Source organism: Vibrio sp. 2132-1, from assembly GCF_033344315.1.
The window spans coordinates 1-557 of the sequence record NZ_JAWPON010000699.1; the positions used below are offsets into that span (position 1 = coordinate 1).

General features: G+C 47.0%; 1 protein-coding gene. It reads right to left on the reverse strand.

Going from position 1 to position 557, the window contains the following annotated elements; all coding sequences use genetic code 11:
* Positions 1–10 precede the first annotated feature (10 nt).
* A partial coding sequence (gene mraY / locus R8N47_RS27460) for a phospho-N-acetylmuramoyl-pentapeptide-transferase (RefSeq protein ID WP_318186396.1) occupies positions 11–557 on the reverse strand: 547 nt, incomplete at its 5' end.

Genomic DNA, 557 nt, shown 5'->3' on the forward strand with positions numbered 1-557 from the left:
GAAAGTGCGTTTAACGCACTTTCAATGTCGCAAGACCAATCAGAACAAGAACCATAGAAATTATCCAGAAACGCACGATTACACGAGGTTCTGGCCAACCTTTTAATTCGTAGTGATGATGAATTGGTGCCATGCGGAAAATGCGTTGACCGCGCAGCTTGTATGAACCGACTTGGAGGATTACAGACAGTGTTTCCATTACAAATACACCGCCCATGATAACCAGCACCAATTCTTGACGAACCAAAACAGCGATAGTGCCTAGTGCACCACCTAGCGCAAGAGAGCCTACGTCACCCATAAATACTTGTGCTGGATAGGTGTTGAACCATAAGAATCCAAGACCCGCGCCCACAATCGCCGTACATACCACAACAAGCTCAGAGGCGTGCGGTAGATATGGGATGTGCAGATATTCAGAAAAGTTAACGTTACCAGTAGCCCAAGCGATAACGGCAAAGCCTGCAGCAACCAGTACCGTCGGCATGATAGCCAAACCATCTAAACCATCAGTGAGGTTTACCGCATTACTGGTGCCAACAATCACGAAGTAAGTC